Source organism: Micromonospora matsumotoense, from assembly GCF_900091525.1.
Classification (GTDB): domain Bacteria; phylum Actinomycetota; class Actinomycetes; order Mycobacteriales; family Micromonosporaceae; genus Micromonospora; species Micromonospora matsumotoensis.
Window position 1 is genome coordinate 39188 of record NZ_FMCU01000017.1, and the last position, 24896, is coordinate 64083.

A 24896-nucleotide genomic window follows, 5' to 3' on the forward strand; every position below is an offset into this window, starting at 1 on the left:
CTCAGCCCGTGCCCCGAGCTTGATGTGTAACCCGACACGCGAGTGGCGCTAACGATGAGTGACTCCCTCAAAGTTATAGCATCGACGCTATGGCCTGGGGTAGCGTGGAGCTGGAACCAGAAGTCCGAGACTGGTTGGAGGAACTGCCGAGCACCGATTTCGCGCGAGCGGCGTTCTATATCGACCTCCTTGCCAATCAAGGCGTTCTTCTCAGCGAACCTCATACCAGGCAGCTCGACGGCAAACTCAGAGAACTGCGCTTCTACCTGGAGCACAGCGCGGTACGCGTGACGTACTGGATAGCTTCCGAGCGGAGGATCATCCTGTTGACGGTGTTCCGGAAGACGCGGATGCGGGAGGACCGGGAGATCCAGCGGGCTCGCCGGGCGCTTGAGCGGTGCATGGCGGAGCGGCACACCGTGAACGAGGGGGCAGAACGATGAGTGATCGCGTCGACTGGAACGACCTGCGTGACCGCCGGCTGGCCGAACCTGGAGCAGCCGAGGCGTACGAGGCGACCCGAATCGCCTACGAGCTGGGCCAGGAGGTTCGCCACCTGCGCGAGCGCAGTGGCTGGAGCCAGAGTCAGTTGGCGCGAGCTGCCGGGATGACGCAGTCCGCCGTGGCGCGGTTCGAGGCTGGCGGGACGATACCCACTCTGCCCGTCCTGGAGCGGCTGGCCGGCGCCCTCGATATGCGGCTCGATGTCAGGTTCACGCCGAACGCCGATGCGGCCTGAGTGATCCCGGGGGTGCTCGGTCAGGCGGCGATGGTGCGGGCCGCCGCGTACAGGTCGGCGGGTAGCGGGGTCGCCAGCTCCCACACGATCCGCATCGGCCGTTCCCCGCTGTGCTGCTGGTAGGTCATCGGGCCGGCGTACAGGTAGGCCGGTGCGCCGAGGTCCCGGTCCGGCACCCGGGTCTCCCGCACGAACAGGTGCACCGTCGAACCCCGTGCCACGTGGTGGATGTAGCGCTGTCCGGTGGTCGAGCCGGCCGACGTGGTGCTCTGCGACTCCCACTGGAACAGCCGCTCGGTGATCGCCCGGTCGGCGTACATGGTGGTGGGGGAGTAGTGCTGCTCCGACTTGACCAGGGTGACGAAGAACAGGTCCGCCTGCTCGGCTGGCAGCCACTTCACGCCTTCCCGCAGCGACCCGGGATTCGGCATCCCGAACGCCGCGCACGCCTCGTTGCGGCTGTAGCGGGCGTGCACCCGTAGCACCCCGCCGGGCGCGGTGACCCGGTGGATGCCGTCGCGTAACACCTCGACGAGCTGACGCAGTTCGGCGCACCGCGCCGGCTCCGCCCACAACCGTTTGAGTCGATCCTCCCGGGCGGCAAGCGGCACCTGCGGCCCCCACAGGTCGAAGTGCAGCATGTTCCATAGCCGCCCGTCCGGTGGCGGGTCACCGGCGGCGACCCGGGCCAGCAGGTCGAGCCGGTCGACGTCGTCCAGGTGCAGCATCCTGCCGATGGCCCGGCCCAACTCCCGGTCGGCCGGGCCGGGTGCGGAGGGGTCCAGGCCGCCGAGCCGCCGCAGCCCGGCCCACCCGCCGACCGACGCCGACCGGTAGACGTCGGCCACCTCAAGGCCGGTCTCCCGCAGGAACTCGGCGAGGCTGACGTCACCGAGCTGCCGCAGCTCGGCCACCAGACCCTTCTTGGACGTGGGCAGCGCGGTGCGCAGGTTGTCGAGCACGATCTCCTTGGCGACCCGGTCGAGCTGCACGTGGCAGCCGCTGGGTAGCGACGGAAAGTCCTGCTCGACGGCGGCTTTGACGGCCCGGCGGTTGACCCCGGTCAGCGCCCGCCACCGCAGGTCGAATCGGAAGTTGGCGTGCTGCCCACCGATGAAGTCGAGCACGGTCAGGCACGGCTTGTCGTCGTCGAGGCGCAGCCCACGGCCGAGCTGTTGCAGGAAGATGGTGGCGCTCTCGGTGGGCCGCAGCATCAGAATCGTGTCGACCATCGGCAGGTCGACACCCTCGTTGAACAGGTCGACGGTGAACAGCACCCGCAGCTTCCCGGCCCGGAACTCCCGCAGCAGCCCGTCCCGGTCCGCCCGGTCGACCCGTGAGGTCACCGCCGCCGACGGTACGCCGTGCCGGGTGAACCAGTCGGCCATGAACTCGGCGTGCCCGATACCCACGCAGAACCCGAGCGCCCGCATTCGGCCGGTGTCCACAGTGTCCCGGACGGCCCGGAGGATGATCCGCGCCCGCGCGTCGTCACCGGTGTAGACGCCGTCAAGGTCGGCCAGGTCGTACCCCTGGCCGCGCCGCCAGCGCAGGTGCGACAGATCCGTGTCGTCATGTACCCCGAAATACTGGAACGGTGCGAGCAGTTGCCGCTCCAGCGCCTCCCACAGATGCAGCTCCACGGCCGCCCGGCCGTCGAACCACCGCCGCACGTCGCCGCCGTCGGCCCGGTCGGGCGTCGCCGTCAGCCCCAGCAGTACGCGCGGCGCAAGCCGCGCCAACAACCGGGCGTACGTCGGCGCTTCCGCGTGATGGAACTCGTCGACGATCACCATGTCGTAGGCATGTGGGTCGATCTCCCGCCGGTGCAGCGACTGGATCGAGGCGAAGACGTGCGTCCAGCGCGTCGGCACCTGGCCGGCCACCAGCGTCTCGCCGAAGCTGCCGTCCCCCATGACCTGCCGGAACGTCGACAGGCTCTGCCGCAGGATCTGCTCCTGATGCGCGACGAAGAGCAGCGAGTCGACCTGCCCGGCGCGGTGCAGGCGTCGGTAGTCCAGGGCGGCGACGACCGTCTTGCCGGTGCCCGTCGCCATCACCACCAGGTTGCGGTGCCGTCCGTGTACCTGCCGCTCCGCGTCCAGGTCGGCCAGGATCTCCGCCTGGTACGGGTACGGCCGCACATCCAGGTTGGCGATCTGCGTCGGCGAGTCCTCGCGCCGTTCCCCGCTGAGGGCGCGGCGCAGACGCTCGGCGTCCCGCCCGGCGTCGTAGGTCTCGAAGGCCGGATCGTTCCAGTAGTCCTCGAAGGTGGCGGTGAACGTGTCGATGACGTGTGGCTGCTCGACGTTCGAGATCCGGACGTTCCACTCCACCCCGTCGACCAGCGCGGCCTTCGACAGGTTGCTCGACCCGACGTACGCGGTGGTCAGCCCGTGGTGGCGGCGGAACAGCCACGCCTTGGCGTGTAGTCGGGTGGTCCTGGTCTCGTAGGAGACCTTGATGTCGGCACCGAGTTCGGCGAGCAGGTCGAGGGCGCGTTGGTCGGTCGCGCCCAGGTAGGTGGTGGTGATGACGCGTAGCTTGCCGCCGCGCTGGATCAGCTCACGGATGGCGGGTTCGACGATGCGCAGGCCGTGCCACTTGATGAACGCGCAGAGCAGGTCGACCCGTTCCGCCGACGCCATCTCGTGGTTGACCTCGTGGCCGATGCGGGGCTGGTGGCGGCCGTTGACCAGCAGCGCGCCGGTGGAGAGCGGGGTGGTGGGGCGCTGCGGGAAGGTCGGCTGCGCCGGGGGCGTGGGTGGGGCGGCGATGGCGTGCAGGAGGTTTTTGGCGTCGGCGATCTGGTCGTGCTGGTCGGTCGCGGCAGGGCTGAGGGTGGCGACGGCCTCGGCGATCCGGTTGGTCAGCTCGACCTGGTGGCGGAGCTTGTCCTCGCCGTTGGGGACAGCTTGCAGGGCCCGGCTGATCAGGGCGGCGAGGTGCCGGGTAAGGGGGTGATGGGCGTCAGCAGGGTCCAGGGGATGGTGCTGGACCTGGGCGGGAACGAAGTGACGGAGGCGTGCAGCGAGCTGGTCAGTGATCAGGTGCTCGTAGCTGCCCGGCTCAAGATCCGTCACTCAGGCACGGTAGCTGCCGATGCCGCATCTCTGGGTCAGCTGTCGGTTCTACGACAGTCCGAGATCTTATACATCGAAAAATCGCCATTCCTCAACTGGTAAGCGGTGGCATCGTAGTGGCGGTTGAACAGGGGAAACTATGGTTGTGGCGCTAGCGCAAGACTCTGTGTTTCGCCTGTGGGGCGCTCATCGCTAAGCCTGTTCCTCGTGGCGCGGTTAATAGGATTCGATTTCGGGCCCTGGTCGTCGGTCCCGTGCCTGTAAAGTTCCTGGAGCGCTTACGTCGACAAGGCGCAAAGCGCGAGCATAGGGTGACGCTGCGGTGTTCCGAAAACTCAGACTTATTGTGCACGTTGCCCTGTTGTTGATCGGCAATTTTCCGATTGATGGTGCTGCCGAATACGGCCAGATCCGTACGCAGCCCAGTTTAGTATGAATCCGCAAGGTTGAAGAGGACGGAGTAAGGCGCTGATGTTTTTCGCTGAGATGGGTCTGACTCAGCATGATTCCTTGACTGCTGCCCAGCAGGCCGCGAGTGAGGCGGCCTCAGCGTCTGGTGGCCGTTCTTTCACCTGTGTCGTATTTCAGCAAGGTGGGCGCCTCATGCTCACCACCGCCTTCTCGAATGCTTTTCTCATCAATCATGTTGTGGCTGAACCTGCCGCCAAAGGTGGCAATCCCCGTATGGCAACGAATCGCCCCATGGATACGACGCACGTTCGGGCTATCAGTAAGTACCTTGTTGAGAATGAGCGGAACTACATCCTTCCGCCGGTGACCCTGAATGTTCGTTCGGTACCTGCGATTCACGTGCCGCGCGGCAATTTCGCCACGACGGTCGGATTTGTTGTCATTGGCGATGAAACGAGGTTCTCAGTCACTGATGGGCAGCATCGTCTTGCTGCGATTAGCAGGGCGGGGGGTTTGCTCAGTGATCCTGATTCGACGTTTATGAGCGACAGTGTTTCTGTGGTCATCGTTGTTGAGCCGGACCTTGCCCGGATCCATCAGGATTTTGCCGATGCGGCGCAGACGAAGCAAATCCCAGCCAGTCTTCTGGCGGCATTTAATACTAGAGAGCCGCTTAACCGGGTGCTCACTAAGATCGTAGATGGTTCCACCTTGTTCCACTCTCGTATTGATGAGACCTCGAAGAGTCTGTCGAAGAATTCGCCAGCGGTTTTCTTGCTCAACCAGGTTCGCGGTATGGTCAAGGAGTTGCTGTTCCGGGACTATGCGCTTAGCGAGTCTAGTATCCCTGCGCGGAGTAACCAGGTGATCGGCACGACGGAGCAGCAGGATGCCTTCGTTGAACGGACGCTCTCGATGATGGAGATGCTGACGACGCACATGACGCCGTGGCAGGCCATCGCAGAACTACCTACCTCCGGTGGGCCTGCTAATCAGGTTGTTGACTATCGGAAGCACTACATCAACATGACCGCCACCGGGCTCGTGATTATCGGCCATGTCGCATATGAGATCGAGAAGAACCCAGATCCGGGTTGGCGTACTGATCAATACCTCCGGCTTGCCACGAAGATCGACTGGCGGCGCGACGCCGAAATTTGGCAAGGCGCGATTATTTCAGGTGACAAGATCAGCACCACTCGGGCGCCAGGGCGTTTGGCGGCGAAAAGAGTCATGGCTGCTATTGGGTTGCCGGCTGCCGACGTCGTCGAGGGTGCGCCACAAGGGGCGGAGCCACTCCTGCGCGTTGAGATGTGAAGTCGACTACCAGTTCGATGCTCCGTTGGGGTGGCTAATAGTCCACCTCAACGGACTCCGGGGTTCTTAACCCAAGCTCCTAGCCGCAGCCCTCGTTTGAACGAGGGCTGCGGCTGCCTGGCTTGGCCAGGTCAGCGAAGGGCTTCCAGTGTTTCCTATGGTTGCTCTCTCGAATAGATCGGAGACGGTCATCGAATTCGGCAGAGATCTCTTCTGAGGTTGCCAGAAAAGGTGCAGCGGCCACGATCATCTTCAACTCGCGTGCCTCTCGCAGCAACGGCCACGAAGGGTCAGAGGTCACGTCCTGGCCGTAGGTAGCTGCCAATGACTCCTGTGCTCCCGTGCGTCCGAACCGCTGCTGGCCCACCGCGACGGCTGCCAGATCAACCTGCCGAGGGCCCACGCAGGTGGCGTCGAAATCGCACATAAATACCCGGTCCGATGGCTCTCGGAGCAGGTTGCTGACGTGGGCGTCCCCGTGGATGAGCCCCTGTTGCGTGCGCTGGTTCAGAGCGTCGATCTGCGGCTCCAAGCGGTCGCACCACTGCGTCAGATAGCCACGGTCACTCTCACCAATGCCGTCGGCGTCGGCCAGTCGTTTGCGCGCGTCAGCTACCGGCTCCCAGGCGGGGAGCGGAAACGGTGGCAGGCCGAGAGAGTGGAACTCCCGCAGGACAAGGCCGAGGTCCTCCACCGTCGGGGTGGGTGATCCGGCTGGGAGGTATTCCCAAACGGATGCGGCCAGGGTGCCGACCTCGACCGGCTGCTCGACCCCCGGTGCCAGGCGGATGGTCGGCGCGTCGATGTCGGCGAACCAGCGCGCGAGGCGGACGACCTTGGCCACTCGGTCACGCAGTCGGTGAGTACGTGCGATCCGAATGACGATGCCGGACGTCGGCAGGGCGAAGACAGCGTTATTAGTCAACCGCAGCAACTGCGCGTCCTCCGAGGAAACGCCCAGACTGGCCGCGACTTCTCGCATCGCCGCTGTCATCGCCTCTTCGGAGAACCGCCCGCTCATACAGTTGCCGCAGCACGGGCGGTGAGGGCACGCTCGAACGCGGCCACCTCCGGGAGTTCTCGATGGTGCACCAGGTCGCGGCGTAGGTTGACGACCCGATCGAGCACCCGTCGGGAACTGATCCCGCGCGACTGTTCCATCACCCGGACACCCACGGCGAGGGCTCGCTCCGGCTCGTCGGCCAGGAACAACGCACTGCACAGGCCGACCTCGTTCAGCACCGTGCTGCGTACATTTGCCGTGCCGAAGGACGCGATGGCGGCCTCGACCCAGCGCACCGCCGCGGGCGCATGTCTGCCGTCCTGCCGCGCCCTGTCCCGATAGACACGGCCGTACTGGGCGAGCAGTTCGCCCCGGTCGTAAAACCCCATAGAGTCCGGCTCGCGCTCCTGGCTGATGCGGTCGAATTGATCGCTCGCCTTGCCCAAGGTCGTCACTGCGGTCCGGTGGTCGCCGAGAGCGGCGGCCGAGGCGGCTTCCGCGCCCCAGAGGAGGGCCTTGACCGCCGGGGTGGCCTGCGATCCGAGTTGGGCGTGCGCGAGTTGGAGCGTCGCCAGGGCATCCCGGTTGTGCCGCAGGTGTTGAAGCTGCTTGGCCTGCGCATAGCGGATCATCGCTGTCAGTGGTGCATCGCCAGCGGTGAGCGCGGCCCTTTCACCAGCGACGAAGTGCCGTTGGGCGTCGTCGTGTCTGCCCGCATCGAGGGCCGTCCAGCCGGCCAACTGGCGAGCTGCCGCGACCGCAGCCACCAGACGCGGGGTGAGCCCGGCCGGATGGGTCCAGTCGAGCATGCGGTAGACCGACTCGGCGAAGCGGGCCACCTCCCGGTACAGCAGGCCGCCTCCGCTCTCACGATCCACCGATCGGTAGAGGGTCAGCACGGCGTTCAGGCGTGTGACATCCGCTGCTCCGATGCGCCGGGGCGGGACGAGGTTCGTGCTCCCGATCAAGCCGGCTCCCGCAGCTACGGCGGCGATGGCAGCCAACAGTGCTCGCCGGCCCTCGTCCGGCCCCGGGGATGGTGGCTCGGGTGTCACGGCAACACCCGTCATGTGGTTCCGGCCAATCGGGGTGAACCACAGGGAGGCCCCGGGGATACCGAATAGCCGCGCCCAGTGGGCCAGCCGGTCCAGGTGCACCAGTGGCGGGCCGTTCTCCACTCGGCTCAACTGCGCCTGGGTGATCCCCATCCACCCTGCCACCACGGTCTGGGGCAACGGGTGCCGTCCGTGGTACGGGTGGCACCGGTACGCCCTGATCACCTGCCCGAGGTGCCGTTCGGCCAGCGCCTGTCGTACCGGCTGGTGCTCCCAGAACGAGGCTGGCACCTCGGGCGGCGCGCTGAGCCGGTAGCGTTCGGCGGCCTGGCAGGGGGCGCAGCGTCCGCTGTCGTTGTCGCGGGCGAGCCGGCCGCCACAGCGTGGGCAGTTCACAGATGTCACCGGCAACCTCGCCAATCGCGGGCGGCTGAGTCCGAAGTCGAGCGTATCCATTCAACTCGCTCCGTGCGGGAGCGGTATACGCAGCGCGCATATCGAGGACGTTCCCGCCTCTCAGCCCGCCGGGTGCCTCGCGTGCCGAAAAGGACTAGACCTCGGGCGCTCAGCGGTCGGGCGTCATCTCGTCGCCTGGACACTGGAAATCGTTGGCTCGGCCGGACTGAGTAGTCGGCTGGATGCCGAGGGCGCATGGTGCTCACGATCATCAGGGCATACCAGGACCGCTGGTCAAGAGCGATGGTCGACTGCATGGCCCGGGGCGGGTGCTGGGCTCCGGGGCGTGCCGACCCGAACGACGCGACCTCGTCCCCGCCCGCCCCGGTGCCCGTTCACCCTTCCGCCGAGAAACAGGGGCCGCAGACACCATGAACACCGCCGCAACAGACCTCCCCGTCCCCGCCGCCGACGAGAAGGTGACCGGGCCGCAGGCAGCGCCGCGCCCCAGCGAACACACTCCGTACCCGGGTCGGCTGTCCGATCGTGCGCCGGTCACGCCCGAGGGCGGTGAGCAGTCATGACCCCGGAGGAGATCGTCCATCGCTGGTTGCGGCTGGTGACGGCGGACGCGGAGCTGTCGCCGTACCTCATCGGGGTGGATCGGGTTCGGCTGGCCGCGCACCTGACGGCGAGCGTGACCGCCGCGCTCGCCGGGGAGCCGGCGGACGCCTGGGGTGGGCTCGGCCTGTCCGAGGAGCAGCATCGGCGCGTCGGTGACTACCTGGTCGGGGTGTGCTGGGCGGCCGACCTGCCCGACGGGCGGATCGCCCAGGTGCGGCGGGCGGTGGCCCGGTGAGGGAGGCCGACGAGCTGCGGGTGGCGCTGCCGGGTCGGCTCGCCGCCCACGATGCCGAGCTGCTGATCGCCACGCTCCGCCGGGTCACCACCGACCCGGAGCCGGCGGCGCAGGCGGTGACGCTGACCGTGCTGGGTCATGCCTTCCGCCGGTTTGCGTTGCTGCCGCACGCGGAGCTGATCTGTGCGCTGGCCGGCGCCGACGTGCCGGTGGAGCGGCTGCGGCGGGCGGCGGCGCGGGCCGACGACGATCCGCCGTGGCGGCCCGCCCAGGTGGTCGCCCGCGACAACCCCGGCGACCACATCGCCGTCCTGACGGTACGGCCCTGGCGGCCGCTGCCCTACCGGCCGGGCCAGGTCGTCGCCGTCAGCACGGCGCGCAATCCCGGCCGGTGGCGCTGGTATTCCCCCGCCAACGCGCCCCGCCCCGAGGGCACCGTCGAGCTGCACGTTCGCGCCGTCCCCGCCGGCAGCGTCTCGGTCAGCCTCGCCTACGAGGTGAACCCCGGCGACGTGGTCTGGCTCGGCCCGCCCCGCGACACCGGCCAGCACCTGCGCGACGGCGACCTGTTGCTGGTGGCCGGCGGCACCGGCCTGGCCCCGCTGCGCGCCCTGGTCGAGCAGGTCGCCGCCGCCCCCGACGGCCGCCGGGTCACCCTGGTCGTCGGCACCCGCACCTTCTTCGACCTCTACGACCCGATCGCCCTCGACAAGCTCCAGTGTGCCCACGACTGGCTGACCATCGTGCCCGTCTTCTCCGACGACCCCGAGGCACACTCGGCCGAGCAGGGCGACGCGCTCACCACCGCCCTACGCCACCACCAACCCCACCAACAGGTGTACGTCTGCGGCCCACCCGCGATGCTCGCCGACGCCCGCCGCTGGCTACCCCTCGCCGGGGTGCCCGCCGAACGTCTTCACCTGCCCGATTTGTCGAGCCGCTGATGGGGGCCTACCGCAGCGCACACGCCCTGGCCGGCCCGCTCACCCCCGAACAGGTTCACGCCCTGGCGATGCCGCTCACCCCACGCTGCCGACGCGGCTACCGCACTGAGGACGTCGACGCTTTGCTGCATCGCCTCGCCTACGAGTTGCACCGCCGTATCCGCGAACGCGACGAGGCGCTCGCCGAGAATCGGCGCATCAAGAACGCCCTGCGCGACTGGCGGTCGGCTCGCACCACCCAACGCCAGGGCCACGACTTGCCGCGCGAACCAACCGACGAAGCCCGATCCGCGACCGGTCTGCCCGTTCGGGCATGAAGCCGGTCAGGCCGACGACGCGGCCAGGCGGGGCAGCAGACTGGCGGACTGCAAGCGCTCGTATGCGGTGGTGACGTGCGCCGGCGTGAACAGGCGTGCCTTCCGCCCGCTCCACGCCTGAACACGTTCGATCAACTCGTCGAGGTCGCTGGTCGGAGGCTCTACCTCACCGGCGAAGTGCACTGTGGCGAGCAGTTCGAGGCTGTACGGAGACTCGAACCCGTCCACCAGCGCAGCGATGCGGTCGAGCGCCTCCGGCAACCGGTGACCGGCAGCGAACCATGCGGAAACGGCCTCGCTGGTTCCGTCGGTGAGGTGGATGGGACGCAACTCCTCGACCCGAGAGGTTCGGTCGCCGAAGCCGATCAGGTAGTGGCCTTCGAGGCGATCGAGAACGTGGTTGAGGTTGTCCGCGTACGGCCCGTAGCGGCCGCGGGTGAAGGACAGGCGCAGCGGCTCCCCGAAGACCTGGAGAAAGTAGGCGATCTTCTGGATCTCCAGGTTGGTGATGCCGTCCCGGGGTTCCAACGCGCGTGCGCGGTCGAGATAGCGTTCGATGGCCCGCAGCAGCGTGGCGCGTCCGGCGGTCAGGGCTGGCTTACGGGTCGCGACCGGCATGTCCGCCGGCTCCGGAGCGCCCTCCGGGGGGAACAGCAGCACCTTGACGTCGGGCAGCTCGGCGAACGCCTGCTCGATCATTGGTTGGACCACGCCCCAGTCGAGCCCACCGTTGCCGCAGCCGAGGGCCGGCAGCGCCACCGAGCGGATCTGCTGTTCCCGGACGACCCGGACGAGATCAGTGAGACCGGACTGGATGTCGGACAACTTCGAGCTGGCCTTCCAATGACCCTTGGTCGGGAAATTGATCACGAAGCGGCGGGAACCGAGAAGACCGGAGTCGAACACGAACATTCGGCCCAGCTGGACATCTTTCGCCGCACAGGCGGCCCGGTAGGCCGTGTAGTTGGCGGGGAAGGCGCGCTTGAACTGGAGGGCGATCCCCTTGCCCATCACGCCCACGGTGTTCACGGTGTTGACCAGGGCCTCGGCGTCGGCGGTGAGCAGGTTGCCGTGGCTGACGACGATCATTCGCGCACCTCCCTCCGGGTATAGCCGTAGTACCAGTCCGGTCTGACAACGACGTACGGGTTGATGATGCCAGCAGAACGGAGGAGCCGCCTCAGCTGTGTCTCCCGTGCCGTCGTCCGTACGGCGTAACCGATGACCAGCTCCAACGGAAACTCCCGGTGCACCAGCAACTCGGCCGCCCGTCGCCGCATCCGGTCCCGGTTCTCCGGAGTGTCGTTCCAGACCTTTTCCCGCATCAACATCCAGTCCACCAGATGGACCAGATCTTCCAGTCTTCCTGAGAACCGGGTGATCGTGGCGGCGCAGTTGCCGTCGCTGGCGACCCAGGCCAGGCCGGCCTCCTGAAGGCGATCAACCGAGCTCACGAGGTAGACGAGGGGATCGTCTCCACCCGGGTAAAGATCCGGCTTGCCCGACTCGTGATCCTTTGCAATCCGGTACATCATCGGGGAACGGGGCGCGAAGTAGAAGGGCACATAATCGGCGACGAATCCGCCGGGTGGGCAGGGCACCGGTTTGGTCCGGCGGTTGGCCTTGATGGGCGTCGAACCCACGTTGGTCACCAGGCGTTCGCCCACGACGCTGTCTGCCACGAGCCTTCGCGCTGCCAGGATCGCCGGCAGGTTGTCGACGTGGGTGAAGTGCATGATCAGCGCTCGTTCGGGTGGACGCGGCTGGTCCATGTTCAGTCCAGATCGTTCGGGTCGATCCGGGCGGTCACCCCCGCGTGTTCGCCGAGCAGGTAGAGCAGGTTGGAGCCGTCGATCAACTCCAGCGGCTTGCCCGAGGCGAACTCGTACGAGGCTGGCCCGTAGCCGCTGGTGGTGACGAGAATGCCTTTCGACGCGCCCTCGTTTTGGAGGGTGCCGAAGAGGTCCCGCACGGCGGACACGTCGACGATGTTGCGGTAGCGCTTGGCCTGGATGACGACCTTGCCGCCGAAGATGGGGCGCGGGTCGAAGGCGACGCAGTCCACGCCGCCGTCTCGGGACGGACGGGTCTGCTTGGTGTCCAGGCCCATCGTGGCGAAGAGGTTCTGGATCAGGCTCTCGAACTCGTTCGGGGTCAGCCTGAGCAGGTTGGGTCGCTGGTCCAGGTCGGCCAGCACGTCGACCTCGTCGACGAACCGCTTGTCGACCATGTCGAACTCCAGCACCGGCCGGACCGGTGCCAGTTCGGCGGGCCGCTTCGACACCGACGCGTTGAGGTGCGCCAGGCAGGCGAGCGGCTCCACGAGGCGAAGGTTGAGCCCGGTGAAGGTCTCCCGGGTGGTCCGCAACGTCACCAGGCACGGCTGGACGGACGCGCCCGTCCGAGGGTCGATGGTGTCGACGATGCCGTTGAACACCACCGTCTCGACGAGCGTGGACCGGTCGGCCTCGAACAGTTCGTGCACGGTCCGCAAGGTGACCTGCGCGACGATGGTGGCGTACCGCTCCTTGATTTCCTTGCTGGGCCGCGCGGCGGTGGTGATTTCGTCGCGGGCCTTGACGTAGCGGTATTCGCGTACGGCAGGGATCACATCCAGCGTCGGCAGGTGGTATTCCACCACCAGTTGGCGGGATTCGGGGACGTATGCGAGTCGGTAGTGCTGGGGGAAGTCGTCCGGGTAGACGGAGTTGCCCAGCACCAGCCCGAAGTAGTCGACCACGGCGGCCGGTTCGGCGGCGGCGACGGCTGCCGCGAAGCGGTCGATCTCCGTGTTGTGTGCGTTGACCTCGGCATCGACCTTGGCGCACTTCTGGAGGTAACGCTGGTGGGCGGCAGCCAGTCGTCGCTGCCGGTCGGCCTCCGCTGCGGCATGCTGCGCCTGGGCCTGCCCGAATGCCTGTTGGGCTGCGGCGGTCTGCTGCTGGTACCTGGCCTGGCCGCCGAACATCTTGCCCAGCACGCCGGGTGGGGTGGGCTCGTACCGTCTCCAGTCGGGTGGTGCCAGTGGAGTCGCGAGGTTGCCCGGCTTGAACGGGGCGTGCTCCGCCGACTTGCGGAGTCGGCGGAAGTCGATGTGATCATCGATAGCGAGGGTCGCGGCCAGGATGTTGCCCAGGTCCTCAAGATGCGCCTGAAGACCGGAGTTGTCGGCAGCGACCTCGGCCATCCGCGCCTCGACGTACAACCTCCTGCGCTCGCGCTCGTTGGCGACGGCCGTCCGCTGCGCGGCCTTCAGGGCGCGCTCAGCCTCCTTGCGTAGTTGCTGGTGGTGCCGGTGTGCGGCAGCTTGAGCCTGCTTCTGGGCGTGCACCTGTCGTGCGTGCGCCCGTTGCATCTCTTGAAGGATGCCCACGTCAGTCCTATGTGTTGCGAGGGATGCGGAGCCGACACCATAGCCAGCAAGCGATCGCTCGGACACCCTGCGTACCCGTAGTTCGTTGCGTAGGGGCATCAGATGACTGCTTTTCACCTGGTTTGGCGGCTCTTGCAGTCCGATGACCGACAGGTTTCACCCGGGCGTGTGGTGATGGTGCGGATGTCCTTCCACGGCAGAGCCGACCAGGCCGCAGGGCCGGCGGGGTCACCCCGCCGGCCCCGGCGGAACCGCGGTCAGCCCTTGTCCATCTCCCGGTACTCGTCGACCGGGTCCGGTCCGCTGCCCGCCGTTGCCGCATCGAGCTGCGCGTTGAGCCGCTCGGTCAGCGCAGTCTGTTCCGCGCTGAGCACCTCGGGTCGGTGCCGGTCGAGCAGGTCCTGCGTCACCCGTAGCGTCTCCAGCCGCAGCGACGGACCGGTCAGCCCCGCGAACAGGGTGCGGGCCGACGCGTCGGTGTCCCCGGAGGTGACGAAACCGGGGGCGACCATGCCGGTGAGCCCGTGCCGGGCCCGTCCCTCGGCGATCTCGGTCCAGGCGTCGGTGACGTGCCGCCAGACGCCGGTCACCGCGTCCTCCACCGCCAGGTGCAGTTCCTGCCAGGCTTTCTCGTGCCCGGCCAACTGCGCCTGCGACTCGGCCTTGAGCCGGTCGTACCGTCGCGTGACGTCCCGCCGTCGCCGGCCTGCCCGCCTCGCCCGGTCGGCGACGGGGTTGTGCGCGCCGGCCTTGAACGCGATGGCCGACACGGTGAGCAGCAGCAGCAGGCCCACCAGCGGCCACTGCAGATCGGACATCAGCAGGCGGCCGCCGCGCAGCCAGGCCCATCCCGCCAGCACCCCGACCACCAGCACGGCGAAGCTCACCGGCAGCACCCAGCTCGGCCAGGGCAGCTCGCCCGGCTGACGCTCCTCGTCCTCCGGGCGCCACAGCACGAAGACCCGGCGGAGCAGGATCCGCCACCCCAGCCGTCGCCGCCAGCGCCGTCGTTCGGCCCTGGCCCGGTGTCGGAACAGCGGCACCCCCAGCCAGTAGCCGGCCAGGGTCAGCGCCATGAAGATCCCGAAGCCCGGCAGGAACGACACCCAGTACTCCACGGACCGCACGTCGTCGACGGCGTCGATGGCGTCCCGGAACGACCCGGCGAAGAAGACCGTGTCGTAGACCGCGCTGATCAGGATCACCGCCCACACGAGCACCGGATGTTGCCAGCCCGGACGGTGACGTCGGTCCTCGACGCCGTCGGTGGCGTGCTCCCGCTCCACCTGCTGTTCCCGACGGGCCGCCGCACCGAGTTCCCGCTCGGCGAGCAGCACCTCCAGCCGGTGCAATCCCACCCTCGCCCGGTGCCAGGCATCGACCATCCGGTCGCCCGCCGTCTTCAACCGACTGTGGTACGCGGTCAGCGCCTCCTCCGCGTCGGCCTTGGCCTGGACCAGCCGGGCCGACTCGGTGTGCGACAACTGGTCCGGCCGGTACGGCTCCGGTGTGGCGACCGGCTCGGCGAGCCGGGTCGCGCCGAGGGTCAGCAGCGGGGGGCACTGCACTGACTGGTAGCGGCGGCCGTTGCCGCCGTCGTCGTGGTGTACGTGATTGTCGGTCATCGCTCATCCGCTCTCTGTGCTGATCACGATTTCGACCCTGCGGTTGCGTTGCAGGCACCCCTCGTCCCAGGTGCCGTCCGGCCGCTGTTCGGCCAGGCAGATCCGCCCGGTCTCCCCGGCGCCCCGGGTGACCGGCGTCGGCAGTCCCAGTTGGCGCAGGGCCGCACCGACCGCGGCGGCCCGGCGTTCGGAGAGGCCCTGGTTGTAGCGGTCGCTGCCGCGCGAGTCGGTGTAGCCGATGACCTCGACCCGGGTGACCCGGTCCCCGCCGATCTCCTTCCGGATCTGCCCGAGCCGGGCGATCCCGGCCTGACCCACCTCGTCGGAGTCGGTGGCGAACAGCGCGGCGGAGGGCACCGGCCAGACCTTGCCCTCAGGCTCCGGCGGTGGCGGTCCCACCTCGGGGCGGAAACTGACCGGCGGGTCAGCGGGCAGCTGTCCCGCCCCGCCGCCCGTCCCACCGGCCCGGACGGTCACCGGCGCGGTGGAGACCTCGCAGGAAGCGGCCTGTGCCACCGCGCAGAGCCGTCGCCAGTACTGCCGGAGCCAGGCCAGGTGCCCGGTCTCGGGAAGCGGCTGGCCCTCGGCGGGATGCCCCACCCCGAGCATCACCAGGTGGTTCCCGGCCAGCTCGGTGGGCCATCCGGTGCGGGTCGGGCAGTCGCGGACGGCGGCTTCGATGAGCGCCGCCCCACCGGCCGGGGCCCGGCTGAGGTCGGTGCAGCCGACGGTGCCCAACCCGTCCGTGGCGATCACCACCGTCCGGCGTGCCTCGCCTGCGGCAGAGGTCTGTCCACCGGCGACGCCCAGCGCGCCCAACAGGTCCGTGCCGGTGGTACGAGCCGGCATCCGCGCCGCCTCCCTCGCCCAGCCGCGCAGGCAGGACTTCGTCCCTTCGCGTTCCAGCCGCTGGTTGTTGCTCCGTTTGCTGGTGGGCGCGGTTACCCGGTCGCGTACCGCCCAGGTGACGGTGGACGCCGAGCCGTCGAATGCGCCGATGGAGACCACGTCACCACGGTCGACGGCGGCAGCCACCGGGGCGTCCACCTCCGCCGCCCAGTCCGGTGCCGGGCCGGCCCCGCGGGTGGACGCCGAGACGTCCAGCAGCACGGCCGTGCGGCCCACCCCCGTCGGTGCCGGTCCCGGGACGGCCGTGCACGCGTCCTGGCTGTTGTCGCCGCCGCCGCAGTTGGCGCCGGTGCCGAGCGTCGTCACGGTGACCGCCGCCAGCGCGATCCGGCGGAGCCCCGTGCCCCGGCTGAGCATCCTGACGCGGCCGGGCCTCATGACCCGGCCCCCGACTCGACCGCCGCGATCGGGAAGCCGCCCTCGTCGAGGTGCATCTGCCGGCGCAACGTCTGCAGGGCCGCGTCGTAGGCGCTGGCGAACTCGTAGAGGCCGACGTTCTCGTGGTCCTTGCTGGCCTGACGCAGCACGTCGACCAGTTGCACCGCGCTCGCCCGCCGGTGGTTGACCAGGCTGGTGACCACGGCCGAGACGGTCGGGTCGGCGAGCTGCGCCGCGTACGCCACCATCGCGTCGTGGCCGAGGGTGTCGAAGAGCTGCTGCCAGCGTCGCGCCACCTGCTCGAACCGGTCGGCCCGCAGCAGGGCCAGCGTGGTGTTCGCCTCGACGTCGAGCTTCCGCTGCTCGAACGGCAGCAGGTGATCACGGACCCGGGGGTCGGGCAGCACCCGGACCTTCGCCCGGCACCGCACCATGCCGGCGGCGCCCCGGTAGCACCACTGCGGGGTGAGCGCCTCCTGGATCGCCTGCTCCGCCTCCACCGACTGGTACGCCGAGAAGTGCCGCGCCACCTCCCAGATCCGCTCCCGGACGGTGTCCCGGGCGCTGGCGGTGAACTCGTCCGCCTCGGCGACGAGGTCGTGGTAGGGCAGGAAGGCGGACCAGACCAGGGTGGTGTGCACCTGGAACTCGTAGACGTCTCCCTGGCAGAGCGCGGTGAGCAGGGTGCTGTCGTCGGTCGGCTGGTAGGTGATCTCCTCGTCCCTGGTCACCGGTCCCGGCGGCAGCGGGGTGCCACGGAACCAGTCGACCAGCCGACGCCACAGACTGCGCCGGGCGACGGTACGGCCGGTAGTCGGGATGCTCACGGGTTACCTCCAGGGGTGGGCTGTGACGGAACGTCCGCCCCGTTCCCGGCGGCGTTGCCGGGCGGGGTGAGCAGGCGGCGGGCGGTGGCCGACTGCCGGGACCAGTCGCGCAGGTAGAAGCGGCTGCGCCCGACCAGCCGGCCGACGAGCACCTCGGAGAACAGGGCGACCATCCGGTCGGCCAGCACCGGCTCCTCGTCGCCCAGTTGCAGCCAGGCGTGCAGCAGCTTCCAGGCCCGGGGAGCGGTGGTGGGGTCGCCGAGCGCGCCCTGCCAGAGCCCGGCCAGTTCACCCGGCTCCGGGGTGAAGCACTCGACGGCGGTGAGCAGCAGCGGCCAACCGTCGTGGGGGGCCCGGCCGGCGAGCCGTCCCAGCAGGGTCATGCCCCGCGCGGCGTGGACCCGGAGCCGGTGCAGGTCGTCGCCGTTCCAGGCGACCAGGGTGCGCCAGGTCTCCTCGGGGGCGACGGGGTAGAGGTCCATCAGCGCCCGCGCCACCGAGGCGCTGCCGTTGAGGTCGTCCCGGCTGGCCAGGGTACGCAGCTCCCGCAGCGTGTCGGTGGGAGCGAGACGGCCGATCCGGGTGCTGTAGACGCGGGCGGCGGTGTCGTGCAGCAGCGGGTTGGCGCTGCGTACCCAACCGAGCACCCGACCCTGGATGCGCCCGACGAGCCGGTCGTCGTACGCTGCGACGTCCAGCGCCCAGGCGGCGGCCTGCCGCCCGGTGCCCCGTTCGTCCGCCGCCCACTGCCGGAGCATCCCGTTGCAGACCTCGTCGAAGTCGTAGGTGGCGAGCCAGCCGGTGATCTGTGCAGCCCGTCGCCGGACCTCGTCGCGGCGGGTGAAGACAAGCTCCTCCAACCAGACCAGCAGCGGCAGCCGGACGCCGTCGAAGTCGTGCCACACCACGTCGAGCACGTCGAACAGCAGTCGGGGGTCGGCGAGCCGGGCCCGGCGGGGCTGCTCGCCGGTCTCGGCCGCCGCGAGGGGGGACTCGCCGCCCCAGGCGTGCAGCATCTGGTCGACGCCACCGTCGAACACCACCCGGGGAAGTCGTTCGGTGCCGCTCTCCACCGCCTGAAGGATTCCCAGCAACAACTCGCTGGCGTCGAAGACGTCGGCCAGCGGGAGGTTGTGCAGGGCCGCGTAGGCGATCTGGAACGCCTGCCGGCGTGGGGCCGCCTGCGGGTCCTCCAGGGTCTTCTCCGCGCTGTCCTGCTTCAGCAGGCGGGCGACCAGGTCACGGCGACGGCGACGCAGCCCGCCCAGGGCGGCCTCCAACTCCTCGTCGATGCCGCTCCAGCTGGCCAGCGACTGGGCGAGTTCCACGGTCTGCCGGGGGCGGGGGTGCGCGGACAGCTCGGCGGCGATCCGGTCGTGCGACACGCACCGCTCGACGAACGCCGCCCAGCAGTCGCCGACGCACGGGGCACAGCCGCCCGTGCAGCGCTGCTGTCGCCGCAGCAACCGCAGCAGGTGCCGGCGGAGCACGTTCTCCGGCGGAGGTGGCGTGTGGTCGACGGTGTACCGGGCGAGGGTCGGATCGGCGGTGTCGCCGTGACCGTCGAGGATCACCACGTAGGCCGCGACGTTGCGGGCGAGCGACTCGAAGGCCCGCAGCGTGCCGATCGTCACCGCCTCGCTGGCCGGCAGCTCCAGCACCGTGCCGTGGCCCTTGAGCAGCAGCCCCTCCTGCCGCGCCAGCTGGGTGAGGGTCACCTCGGGGTCCTCGACGCCGACCACCCGGTCGATGCCGACGACCCGCCACAGCATCAGCTCAGCGGTGGTGCGCCGGCCGGTGCCGACGCCGCCCCGCAGGACGACGACGTGCTTGTCCTTGAGGCGTTGGACGGCGTCGTCGAAGCCGTCCACGGTCACCGAGGTGTTCTCCGACTCGCGCAGCTCGGCCGGGGTGCGCTGGGACCGCAGGATGGTGACCCGACGCCCGTCGGGAAGCTGGATGTTGACGAGCACGGCGTGGTCGCCGTAGGCGGTCTGCCCGACGTTGGAGAACACCGGGTCGGGTCCGGCGTCGCCCCGCGGTGGGTCGTCGGCGTGCCGCCAGCTCTCGTCCTTGCCCCCGGAGTCACCGGGGGTCGGCTTCCCGCCGGCCGCGCGGAGCTGGTCCATCCGGCCGAGGGCGTCGCCCCGCCCGGGGGCGGGCGGGTCCGGCGGAGCGGGGCGGTCGACTCCGGGCTGCTCGGCGGAGGTCTGCGGGGCGGCCCCACCGGTGTCGGGCGGGGACTTCTCCTCCGCCACGTGGGTGTCCTGCCTGCCGTCGCCCGGCGGCACGGTTTCCTCACCGTCGGTGGCCGGCGTGTCGGTGGTCATGCCGATCCTCCTCCCTTGCTGATCGGGCCGTAGTTGGTCAAGGTCGCGTGGTCGCCGTAGGCGGTCTGTCCGACGTTGTCGCCCTGGTGGCGGCCGTCGTGGACGCGGTGGGCGTCGGCGGCGCGTCGGGCAAGGTCGGCCACGCGCCGCGGGTCGCCGGCCGAGGGGGACGCGGGTCGGTCGTCGGCCGGGGTGGACGCGGGTCGGTCGTCGGCCCGCGGTGGTGCGGGCTCGTCGATCGACGCGCTGACCGCCGGCGGCTGGTGGGCCGGTAGGTGGAGCCAGGCGTGTGCCTGGAACGTCTTGTCGGGCACCACCGCGCGGACGGGCCGGAACATCCACGGCTCCATGCCGAGGGCGTTGGCCGGGACGACCCGGCGGTAGACCGCATCGGAGACGACCGCCACCACCGGCGCGCCCGGCACCGCGAACGCCGCCTCCCGGCTGGCGCCGCAGTCGCGCAGCCGGGTCGCGTCGACGATCGCGTCACCGCCCCGGGGCACGCCCGCGACATCGACGCTCACGTCCCCCGCGTCGACGCCGACGCGCAGTCGGAGCCGGTGGTCGGGGTGCTTGTTGCGGTTGTGGTCGAGGATCTCCTGCCGGAGTTGAGGCAGGAGGTCGGCGAGCACCCAGGCGATCGGGACGTCGGCCGAAATGAGGACGAGTTCCCCGTCGCCGCGTTCCCGACGGATCCACCGGCCCGGGTAGGGGCACCGGTGTTCGATCCTGCCGATTATCTGCTCCACGGCGGTCGCCAGATCGGACTGCCGGGGGTATCCGCCCGCGCTGGAATTGACGATGTCGGACGAGACGACGGTCCAGGGTCGTGGAAGTTCCATGGCGATTGTTCGTCCTTTTCTTCTGAGGGGTGGGTCGGTTTCGACTCTGCGGCGGGAATTGCGGACCCGGCTAGTTGATCTACATCAGGTGATGGATTCGGCCGGTGATCCGGCGATCCGTCCCAGCCCGACCTCATCGACGATCACGATCGAGCCGTGCCGGGTCGCCACCAGGCCCAGGTGTGCCAGTCGGCGCAGGGCCCGGTGCACCGATATCTGCGACGCGTCGACCAGTTGCGCCAGCTCGCGTTGGGTGGTGTGCGCGACCAACTCGTCGTCCGTCAGAACCGTCAGGTCGGCCAGCACGGCGGCGACCCGGGTGGTCGTGTCGTAGGACGCGGTGACGGTCCGCCTGTCGGCGGCCCGCAGGCGGTCGGCCAGCAGCCGGGCGAAGGGCCGATGTGCCGCCGGATGATGCCGAAGGTACTGGTCGAACGCCTCGGCCGGGATGTGACGGACCACCACCGGCCCTACGGCAACCACCGAGGCGGACCGGGGCCCGTCGTCGAGATAGGACAACTCACCGACCAGGTCACCGGCGTACCGCAGCGCGATGCCCTGTGGGCCCCGCCGGCTGCCCTCGACCATGATCCGGGCCTGCCCGGTGGTCAGCAACAACAGGTGCCGGCCCCGGTCGCCCTGCCGTATCAGCGGATGGGTGGACGGGAACTCCTGCCGGCCGCCGATGCGTAGCAGGGATGCCCGGTCGGCATCCGACAGCCGGCCGGCGAAACTCGCCCTGGACCACCAGGCGGGCATCCTGTTCGCGTCCTCGGTACGGGAAGACATCGGGTCTCTCCTCTCCACGGTTCGGTCGGGCCTTGCTGTGCCTCGGTCAGAGCAGCGCCAGCGCGACCAGGGCGGCGGCGAGCGAGATGAGCACCGTGCCGGCCCGGACCCAGCGGTACTTGGTCATCACCAGGCGGCTGAGCCAGCAGAGCTGCGAGATCAGGCCGGGCATGGTGTCCTGCGCGGCCCGCTCGACGTACCGGCGGACCAGTGCGGGGTCACGCAGCCGGTACACGTGCCCGAAGTAGGCGACCTGCCGCGCCTCGGCGCCGCCCGCCGTTCTCGGCAGCAGCGCCATGGCCAGCGTGAACAGGGCCACTGCCGCGCAGGCGCAGCCGGACCACCAGGCCCAGACCGCCGCGCCGGTCAACTGCCCTGGTGACCAGCGGGTGCCGGTGAGGACGGTCAGCATCGCCAGCACCGCGCCGCCCGAGGTGGTCAGCCACTGCGACGCCTTCGCGTCGGCCCGCCGCAACTCGTCGCGGGCCTCGGCGATCAGCCGCTCCGCCAGCCGCAGCGCCGCCTGCTGGTCCGTCTCCGACCGGCTTTCCCGGTCGGCCACCCTGCCGGCTGCGCCGACGACGGGACGTGCCCGTCGGCGCACGACGCGGTCGTTCGGGACACGGGCTGCTCGGTACATGGAACTCCTCAGGGAACCGCAGGACTGCCGTCCTGATGAGGGTCCCGGGATCCGGCCTTCCGCTCGATGTCGAGCCCTACGGCTCGGGTGTCGACATCGACACAGAACCGGCCAACGACCGGAGCAGCTCCGGCTGCACCACCACGATCCGTCGGCGTCGGGTGAGCAGCACCTGTCGGTGCCGAAGCACCCGCAACGTCCGGGCCACCACCTCCCGGGACACCCCGACGGACGCGGCGAGATCCTGCTGGGTCAGCGGCAGGTCGAGCGCGATCCCCTCCGGGGTCGGCACACCGTGCCTGTCCAGCAGTTCCACCAGCAGGACGACCAGCCGGTGGTCACCGTTGCTGGATCCGTACTCCACCCGTCGGCCGTCGGCCTCCCGCAGGCTGGAGGCCAGGTGACGGAGCAGCGACAGGGCGACCTCGGGGTTGTCGGCCAGACAGCGGTGCAACCGTTCGGCGGTCAGCACCACGGTCCGGATCGGCGAGAGCCCGGTGACGGTGGCCAGCCGGGGACGTCCGTCCACGGCAGACAGTTCGCCGAGGATGTCGCCCGGCCCCCGGATGGCCAGCAGGGCCTCCCAGCCCTGCCGCGAGGTGGAGGTGACCTTGACCCAACCCTGCTCGATCAGCACCACGTGACGGGACGGGTCGCCCTGGTGGAACAGGGTGGCGCCGGCGGGATAGTCGTGCCTGGTGCCGGCGTGGGTCAGGGCCGTCCGCGCCCGGGCCGAGAGACCGCCGAGAAAGCTGCCGGACGGTGGGGAATCGGCGGGGACGGCGGCCGGGTCGCCGAGGGCAGAGTCGTTCCCAGAATGAGATGTCATGTGGAACGTGCTCCTCTCCGTGAATTGCTTCGCTTCGCCCGTCGACGCTGAACCGGGCAGTCCCGTGCACAGGACGTTGAGTGAGGGTCAGGTCCGTGGACGGAGGAACAGGAAGGCGTTCTTTCTATCGTTGCCGTCAATAGCGCGTGATCCGCCGAATGGGTAAGCGGAAGTGAGAGGCGACCGCCGGTGGCATCTTTTCGGGCGCAGGTCGCACCGTTCGTGCCGCCGGCCCCGACGCCGGTCGTCACCTCGGCGTCGCCCGGTGGGCGGAACCGTGCCATGGCGACATCCCCGGTAGATCTGTCGACGTCGCTGCCATTGGTGGCGAATGTGCCGGTCAGCCGGCCGGGATCGATCCCGTGAGGGTGCGGGTTGCGCTCCGGCCGGAGTCCGGACCGGCCGCGTCGCCGCCGCCCGCGCCCCGGGGACGCGACGTCGCCGTGCCGGCCTCTTCGACCCGGTGTCAGATCCCGGACAAACCCACCGTGTCCGACAGACCCGTCCAACTCCATGGGACGACGCGGAGGCGGCATGCCGATCACCACGGCGCGGGCCGGGGCGGCCGGCTCCCGGTCTCGCCTGCCGGTCACCGCCGGCATCTGCGCCGCGGGCGGCCCGCCGGCGTATCGCCCCGCCGGCGTATCGCCCCGCCGGCGGGCCGGCTACCCGGGCCGCTGCCGGTAGGGTCCCAGGGTCACCAGGCAGGAGGGGAGCCGATGCTCGGGCTTGAGGTGCCGCCGGCCGTCGAGGCGGAACGGGTGATCGCGGCCGTCCTGGCCGACCTGCGCGCCGGCGACCACCGGGGCGTCGTGGTCGACTCCCCACCCGGGGCCGGCAAGTCGACCCTCGTCGTGCGGGCCGCCGTGGAGCTGGCCGCCGCCGGTGAGCCGCTGATCATCGTGGCGCAGACCAACGAGCAGGTCGACGACCTCATCGACCGGCTCGCCACCAAGGCCCCCGAGCTGCGCATCGGCCGGCTGTCCGCGACCGACTACCGGCCGTCGGAGCGGGTCCGGGGCCACGACACGGTCCGGGTGGCGTCCAAGGTCGCCGACCTGGGCGACCCGGCCGTCACCATCGGTACGGCGGCCAAGTGGGCCACGGTCACCGAGGGGCGGTGGCCGTGGGCGATTGTCGACGAGGCGTACCAGATGCGCTCGGATGCGCTGCTGCGGGTGGCCGGGCGGTTCGAGCGGGCGCTGTTCGTGGGTGATCCCGGGCAGCTCGACCCGTTCTCCACCGTCGAGACCCTGCGCTGGACGGGCCTGAGCTGGGACCCGATGCAGGCGGCGGTGGCGGTGCTGCTGCGCCACAACCCGGAGCTGCCGGTGCACCGGCTGCCGGTGTCCTGGCGGCTGCCGGCGTCGGCGGCCCCGGTGGTCGCGGCGGCGTTCTACCCGTTCACCGGCTTCCGGGCCGGCACCGGCCCGGCCGACCGGGCATTGACGCTCACCGGGCCGGGGTCGGGCGACGCGCTGGACGCGGCGGTGGAGCTGGCCGTCGCGACGGGCTGGGCGTTGCACGAGCTGCCGGCCCGGCACACCCTGCGTACCGACGCGGAGGCCGCCTCGGCGTGCGCCGCGCTCGCCCTGCGGGTGCTGGCCCGGGGTGCGGTCGCGGTCTCCGAGCACGCGCCGGCCGGCGCGCCGGTCACCGCCGACCGGATCGCCGTCGGTGCGGCGCACCGCGACCAGGTCGCCGCGATCCGCGCCCAGCTCGGCGCGGCCGGGGCGGGCATCACCGTGGACACCGCCAACCGGCTCCAGGGCCGCGAGTACGACGTGACGATCGTGCTGCACCCGCTCTCCGGCCGGCGGGACGCGACGAACTTCCACCTGGAGTCGGGACGGCTGTGCGTGCTGGCCTCCCGGCACCGGCACGCCTGCATCGTGGTGGCCCGCGCCGGCATCGGTGAGCTGCTGGACGCCCACCCGTCGACGGAGTCGGTGTACCTGGACGTGCCGGTGAAGTTCCCCGACGGCTGGGCCGCCAACCAGACGATGCTCACGCACCTCGGAGCGCGGTAGCAGCCCCGGACCCCCCACTGGTGCGCGAATTGCATTCTGCCGGATGCAATTCGATTGGTGTCGCTGGAAGTTTCATGGTTCTCTCGACTTGTGCCCGCCGGCTGGCCTTCTGACGCTTTGGCGACAAAAACTGGGCGCGTACGGACTGGTGATCTGGGAGGGACCTTCCTACGCTGATCACAGGCGGAGAAGTGAATCAA

Annotated in this window: 21 protein-coding genes; 7 read left to right on the forward strand and 14 right to left on the reverse strand. The window is 69.8% G+C overall.

Annotated features, from left to right (window positions below; translation table 11 throughout):
- Nucleotides 1-89 precede the first annotated feature (89 nt).
- Both GA0070216_RS25965 and GA0070216_RS25970 read left to right on the forward strand, forming a co-directional pair.
- Nucleotides 90-443 (forward strand): type II toxin-antitoxin system RelE/ParE family toxin, encoded by a 354-nt coding sequence (locus GA0070216_RS25965; RefSeq protein ID WP_091251471.1) that lies wholly within the window; start codon nt 90-92, stop codon nt 441-443.
- Nucleotides 440-739, forward strand: coding sequence for a helix-turn-helix domain-containing protein (locus tag GA0070216_RS25970; protein WP_091251473.1), 300 nt, complete (start codon nt 440-442; stop codon nt 737-739). The genes GA0070216_RS25965 and GA0070216_RS25970 overlap by 4 nt, the downstream gene beginning before the upstream one ends.
- A 20-nt stretch (nt 740-759) precedes the next feature.
- On the opposite strand, the gene GA0070216_RS25975 is transcribed toward GA0070216_RS25970, so the two are convergent.
- Complete coding sequence (locus tag GA0070216_RS25975; RefSeq protein WP_091251476.1) at nt 760-3822, reverse strand: DEAD/DEAH box helicase; 3063 nt, start codon at nt 3820-3822, stop codon at nt 760-762.
- A 471-nt stretch (nt 3823-4293) separates the two neighbouring features.
- Here GA0070216_RS25975 and GA0070216_RS25980 point away from each other — a divergent pair, with 471 nt between their 5' ends.
- Nucleotides 4294-5550, forward strand: a complete 1257-nt coding sequence (locus GA0070216_RS25980) for a DNA sulfur modification protein DndB (RefSeq protein ID WP_091251477.1) — start codon at nt 4294-4296, stop codon at nt 5548-5550.
- Between the two features lie 79 nt (nt 5551-5629).
- Here GA0070216_RS25980 and GA0070216_RS25985 read toward each other — a convergent pair whose 3' ends face one another.
- Together GA0070216_RS25985 and GA0070216_RS25990 are read right to left on the reverse strand one after the other, a co-directional pair.
- Nucleotides 5630-6571 carry an aminoglycoside phosphotransferase family protein gene (locus GA0070216_RS25985; protein WP_245722742.1) on the reverse strand — a complete coding sequence of 314 codons (942 nt, stop codon included), beginning with the start codon at nt 6569-6571 and terminating at the stop codon, nt 5630-5632.
- Entirely contained in the window at nt 6568-8064 is a 1497-nt protein-coding gene (locus GA0070216_RS25990) for a helix-turn-helix domain-containing protein (protein WP_245722743.1), read from the reverse strand. Before GA0070216_RS25990 ends, GA0070216_RS25985 begins: the two co-directional genes overlap by 4 nt.
- Nucleotides 8065-8584: 520 nt before the next feature.
- On the opposite strand from GA0070216_RS25990, the gene GA0070216_RS25995 reads away from it, so the two are divergent.
- From GA0070216_RS25995 to GA0070216_RS26005, 3 genes are read left to right on the forward strand one after another with little or no spacing between them, the layout of a single operon-like run.
- The gene (locus GA0070216_RS25995) at nt 8585-8863 is read left to right on the forward strand and encodes a globin family protein (protein WP_091251479.1); all 279 of its coding nucleotides are present in this window, start codon (nt 8585-8587) and stop codon (nt 8861-8863) included.
- Complete coding sequence (locus tag GA0070216_RS26000) at nt 8860-9807, forward strand: FAD-binding oxidoreductase (RefSeq protein WP_091251481.1); 948 nt, start codon at nt 8860-8862, stop codon at nt 9805-9807. The genes GA0070216_RS25995 and GA0070216_RS26000 overlap by 4 nt, the downstream gene beginning before the upstream one ends.
- Nucleotides 9807-10124, forward strand: coding sequence for a DivIVA domain-containing protein (locus tag GA0070216_RS26005; RefSeq protein WP_176739135.1), 318 nt, complete (start codon nt 9807-9809; stop codon nt 10122-10124). The genes GA0070216_RS26000 and GA0070216_RS26005 overlap by 1 nt, the downstream gene beginning before the upstream one ends.
- Before the next feature lie 6 nt (nt 10125-10130).
- Here the strand turns inward: GA0070216_RS26005 and darG are convergent, their stop codons facing one another.
- From darG to GA0070216_RS26060, 11 genes are all read right to left on the reverse strand, one after another.
- Nucleotides 10131-11213, reverse strand: coding sequence for a type II toxin-antitoxin system antitoxin DNA ADP-ribosyl glycohydrolase DarG (darG, locus tag GA0070216_RS26010; RefSeq protein WP_091251484.1), 1083 nt, complete (start codon nt 11211-11213; stop codon nt 10131-10133).
- Nucleotides 11210-11896: a type II toxin-antitoxin system toxin DNA ADP-ribosyl transferase DarT gene (gene darT, locus GA0070216_RS26015; RefSeq protein ID WP_091251486.1), complete on the reverse strand. Its 687-nt coding sequence runs from the start codon at nt 11894-11896 to the stop codon at nt 11210-11212. Before darT ends, darG begins: the two co-directional genes overlap by 4 nt.
- Before the next feature lie 2 nt (nt 11897-11898).
- Complete coding sequence (locus GA0070216_RS26020; protein ID WP_245722744.1) at nt 11899-13479, reverse strand: restriction endonuclease; 1581 nt, start codon at nt 13477-13479, stop codon at nt 11899-11901.
- A gap of 275 nt (nt 13480-13754) precedes the next feature.
- Nucleotides 13755-15122, reverse strand: a complete 1368-nt coding sequence (locus GA0070216_RS26025; protein ID WP_091251490.1) for a hypothetical protein — start codon at nt 15120-15122, stop codon at nt 13755-13757.
- A gap of 3 nt (nt 15123-15125) precedes the next feature.
- Nucleotides 15126-16409 (reverse strand): OmpA family protein, encoded by a 1284-nt coding sequence (locus tag GA0070216_RS35070; RefSeq protein WP_218108282.1) that lies wholly within the window; start codon nt 16407-16409, stop codon nt 15126-15128.
- A complete protein-coding gene (locus GA0070216_RS26035; protein WP_091251492.1) occupies nt 16406-17236 on the reverse strand; it encodes a hypothetical protein in 831 nt (276 codons plus the stop codon). The genes GA0070216_RS35070 and GA0070216_RS26035 overlap by 4 nt, the downstream gene beginning before the upstream one ends.
- Complete coding sequence (locus tag GA0070216_RS26040) at nt 17233-19566, reverse strand: hypothetical protein (RefSeq protein ID WP_091251495.1); 2334 nt, start codon at nt 19564-19566, stop codon at nt 17233-17235. The genes GA0070216_RS26035 and GA0070216_RS26040 overlap by 4 nt, the downstream gene beginning before the upstream one ends.
- Nucleotides 19563-20408 (reverse strand): nucleotidyl cyclase domain-containing protein, encoded by an 846-nt coding sequence (locus GA0070216_RS26045; RefSeq protein WP_091251497.1) that lies wholly within the window; start codon nt 20406-20408, stop codon nt 19563-19565. The genes GA0070216_RS26040 and GA0070216_RS26045 overlap by 4 nt, the downstream gene beginning before the upstream one ends.
- An 84-nt stretch (nt 20409-20492) precedes the next feature.
- Entirely contained in the window at nt 20493-21197 is a 705-nt protein-coding gene (locus tag GA0070216_RS26050; RefSeq protein ID WP_091251499.1) for a Crp/Fnr family transcriptional regulator, read from the reverse strand.
- 46 nt (nt 21198-21243) lie between these two features.
- On the reverse strand, nt 21244-21801 hold the full coding sequence (locus GA0070216_RS26055) for a Pycsar system effector family protein (protein WP_141723204.1): 558 nt from the start codon (nt 21799-21801) through the stop codon (nt 21244-21246).
- A gap of 112 nt (nt 21802-21913) precedes the next feature.
- Entirely contained in the window at nt 21914-22666 is a 753-nt protein-coding gene (locus GA0070216_RS26060; RefSeq protein ID WP_245722745.1) for a Crp/Fnr family transcriptional regulator, read from the reverse strand.
- Nucleotides 22667-23385: 719 nt separating this feature from the next.
- Between GA0070216_RS26060 and GA0070216_RS26065 the strand changes: the two genes are divergently transcribed.
- Nucleotides 23386-24696: an AAA family ATPase gene (locus GA0070216_RS26065; protein WP_091251503.1), complete on the forward strand. Its 1311-nt coding sequence runs from the start codon at nt 23386-23388 to the stop codon at nt 24694-24696.
- The last annotated feature ends 200 nt before the right edge of the window (nt 24697-24896 follow it).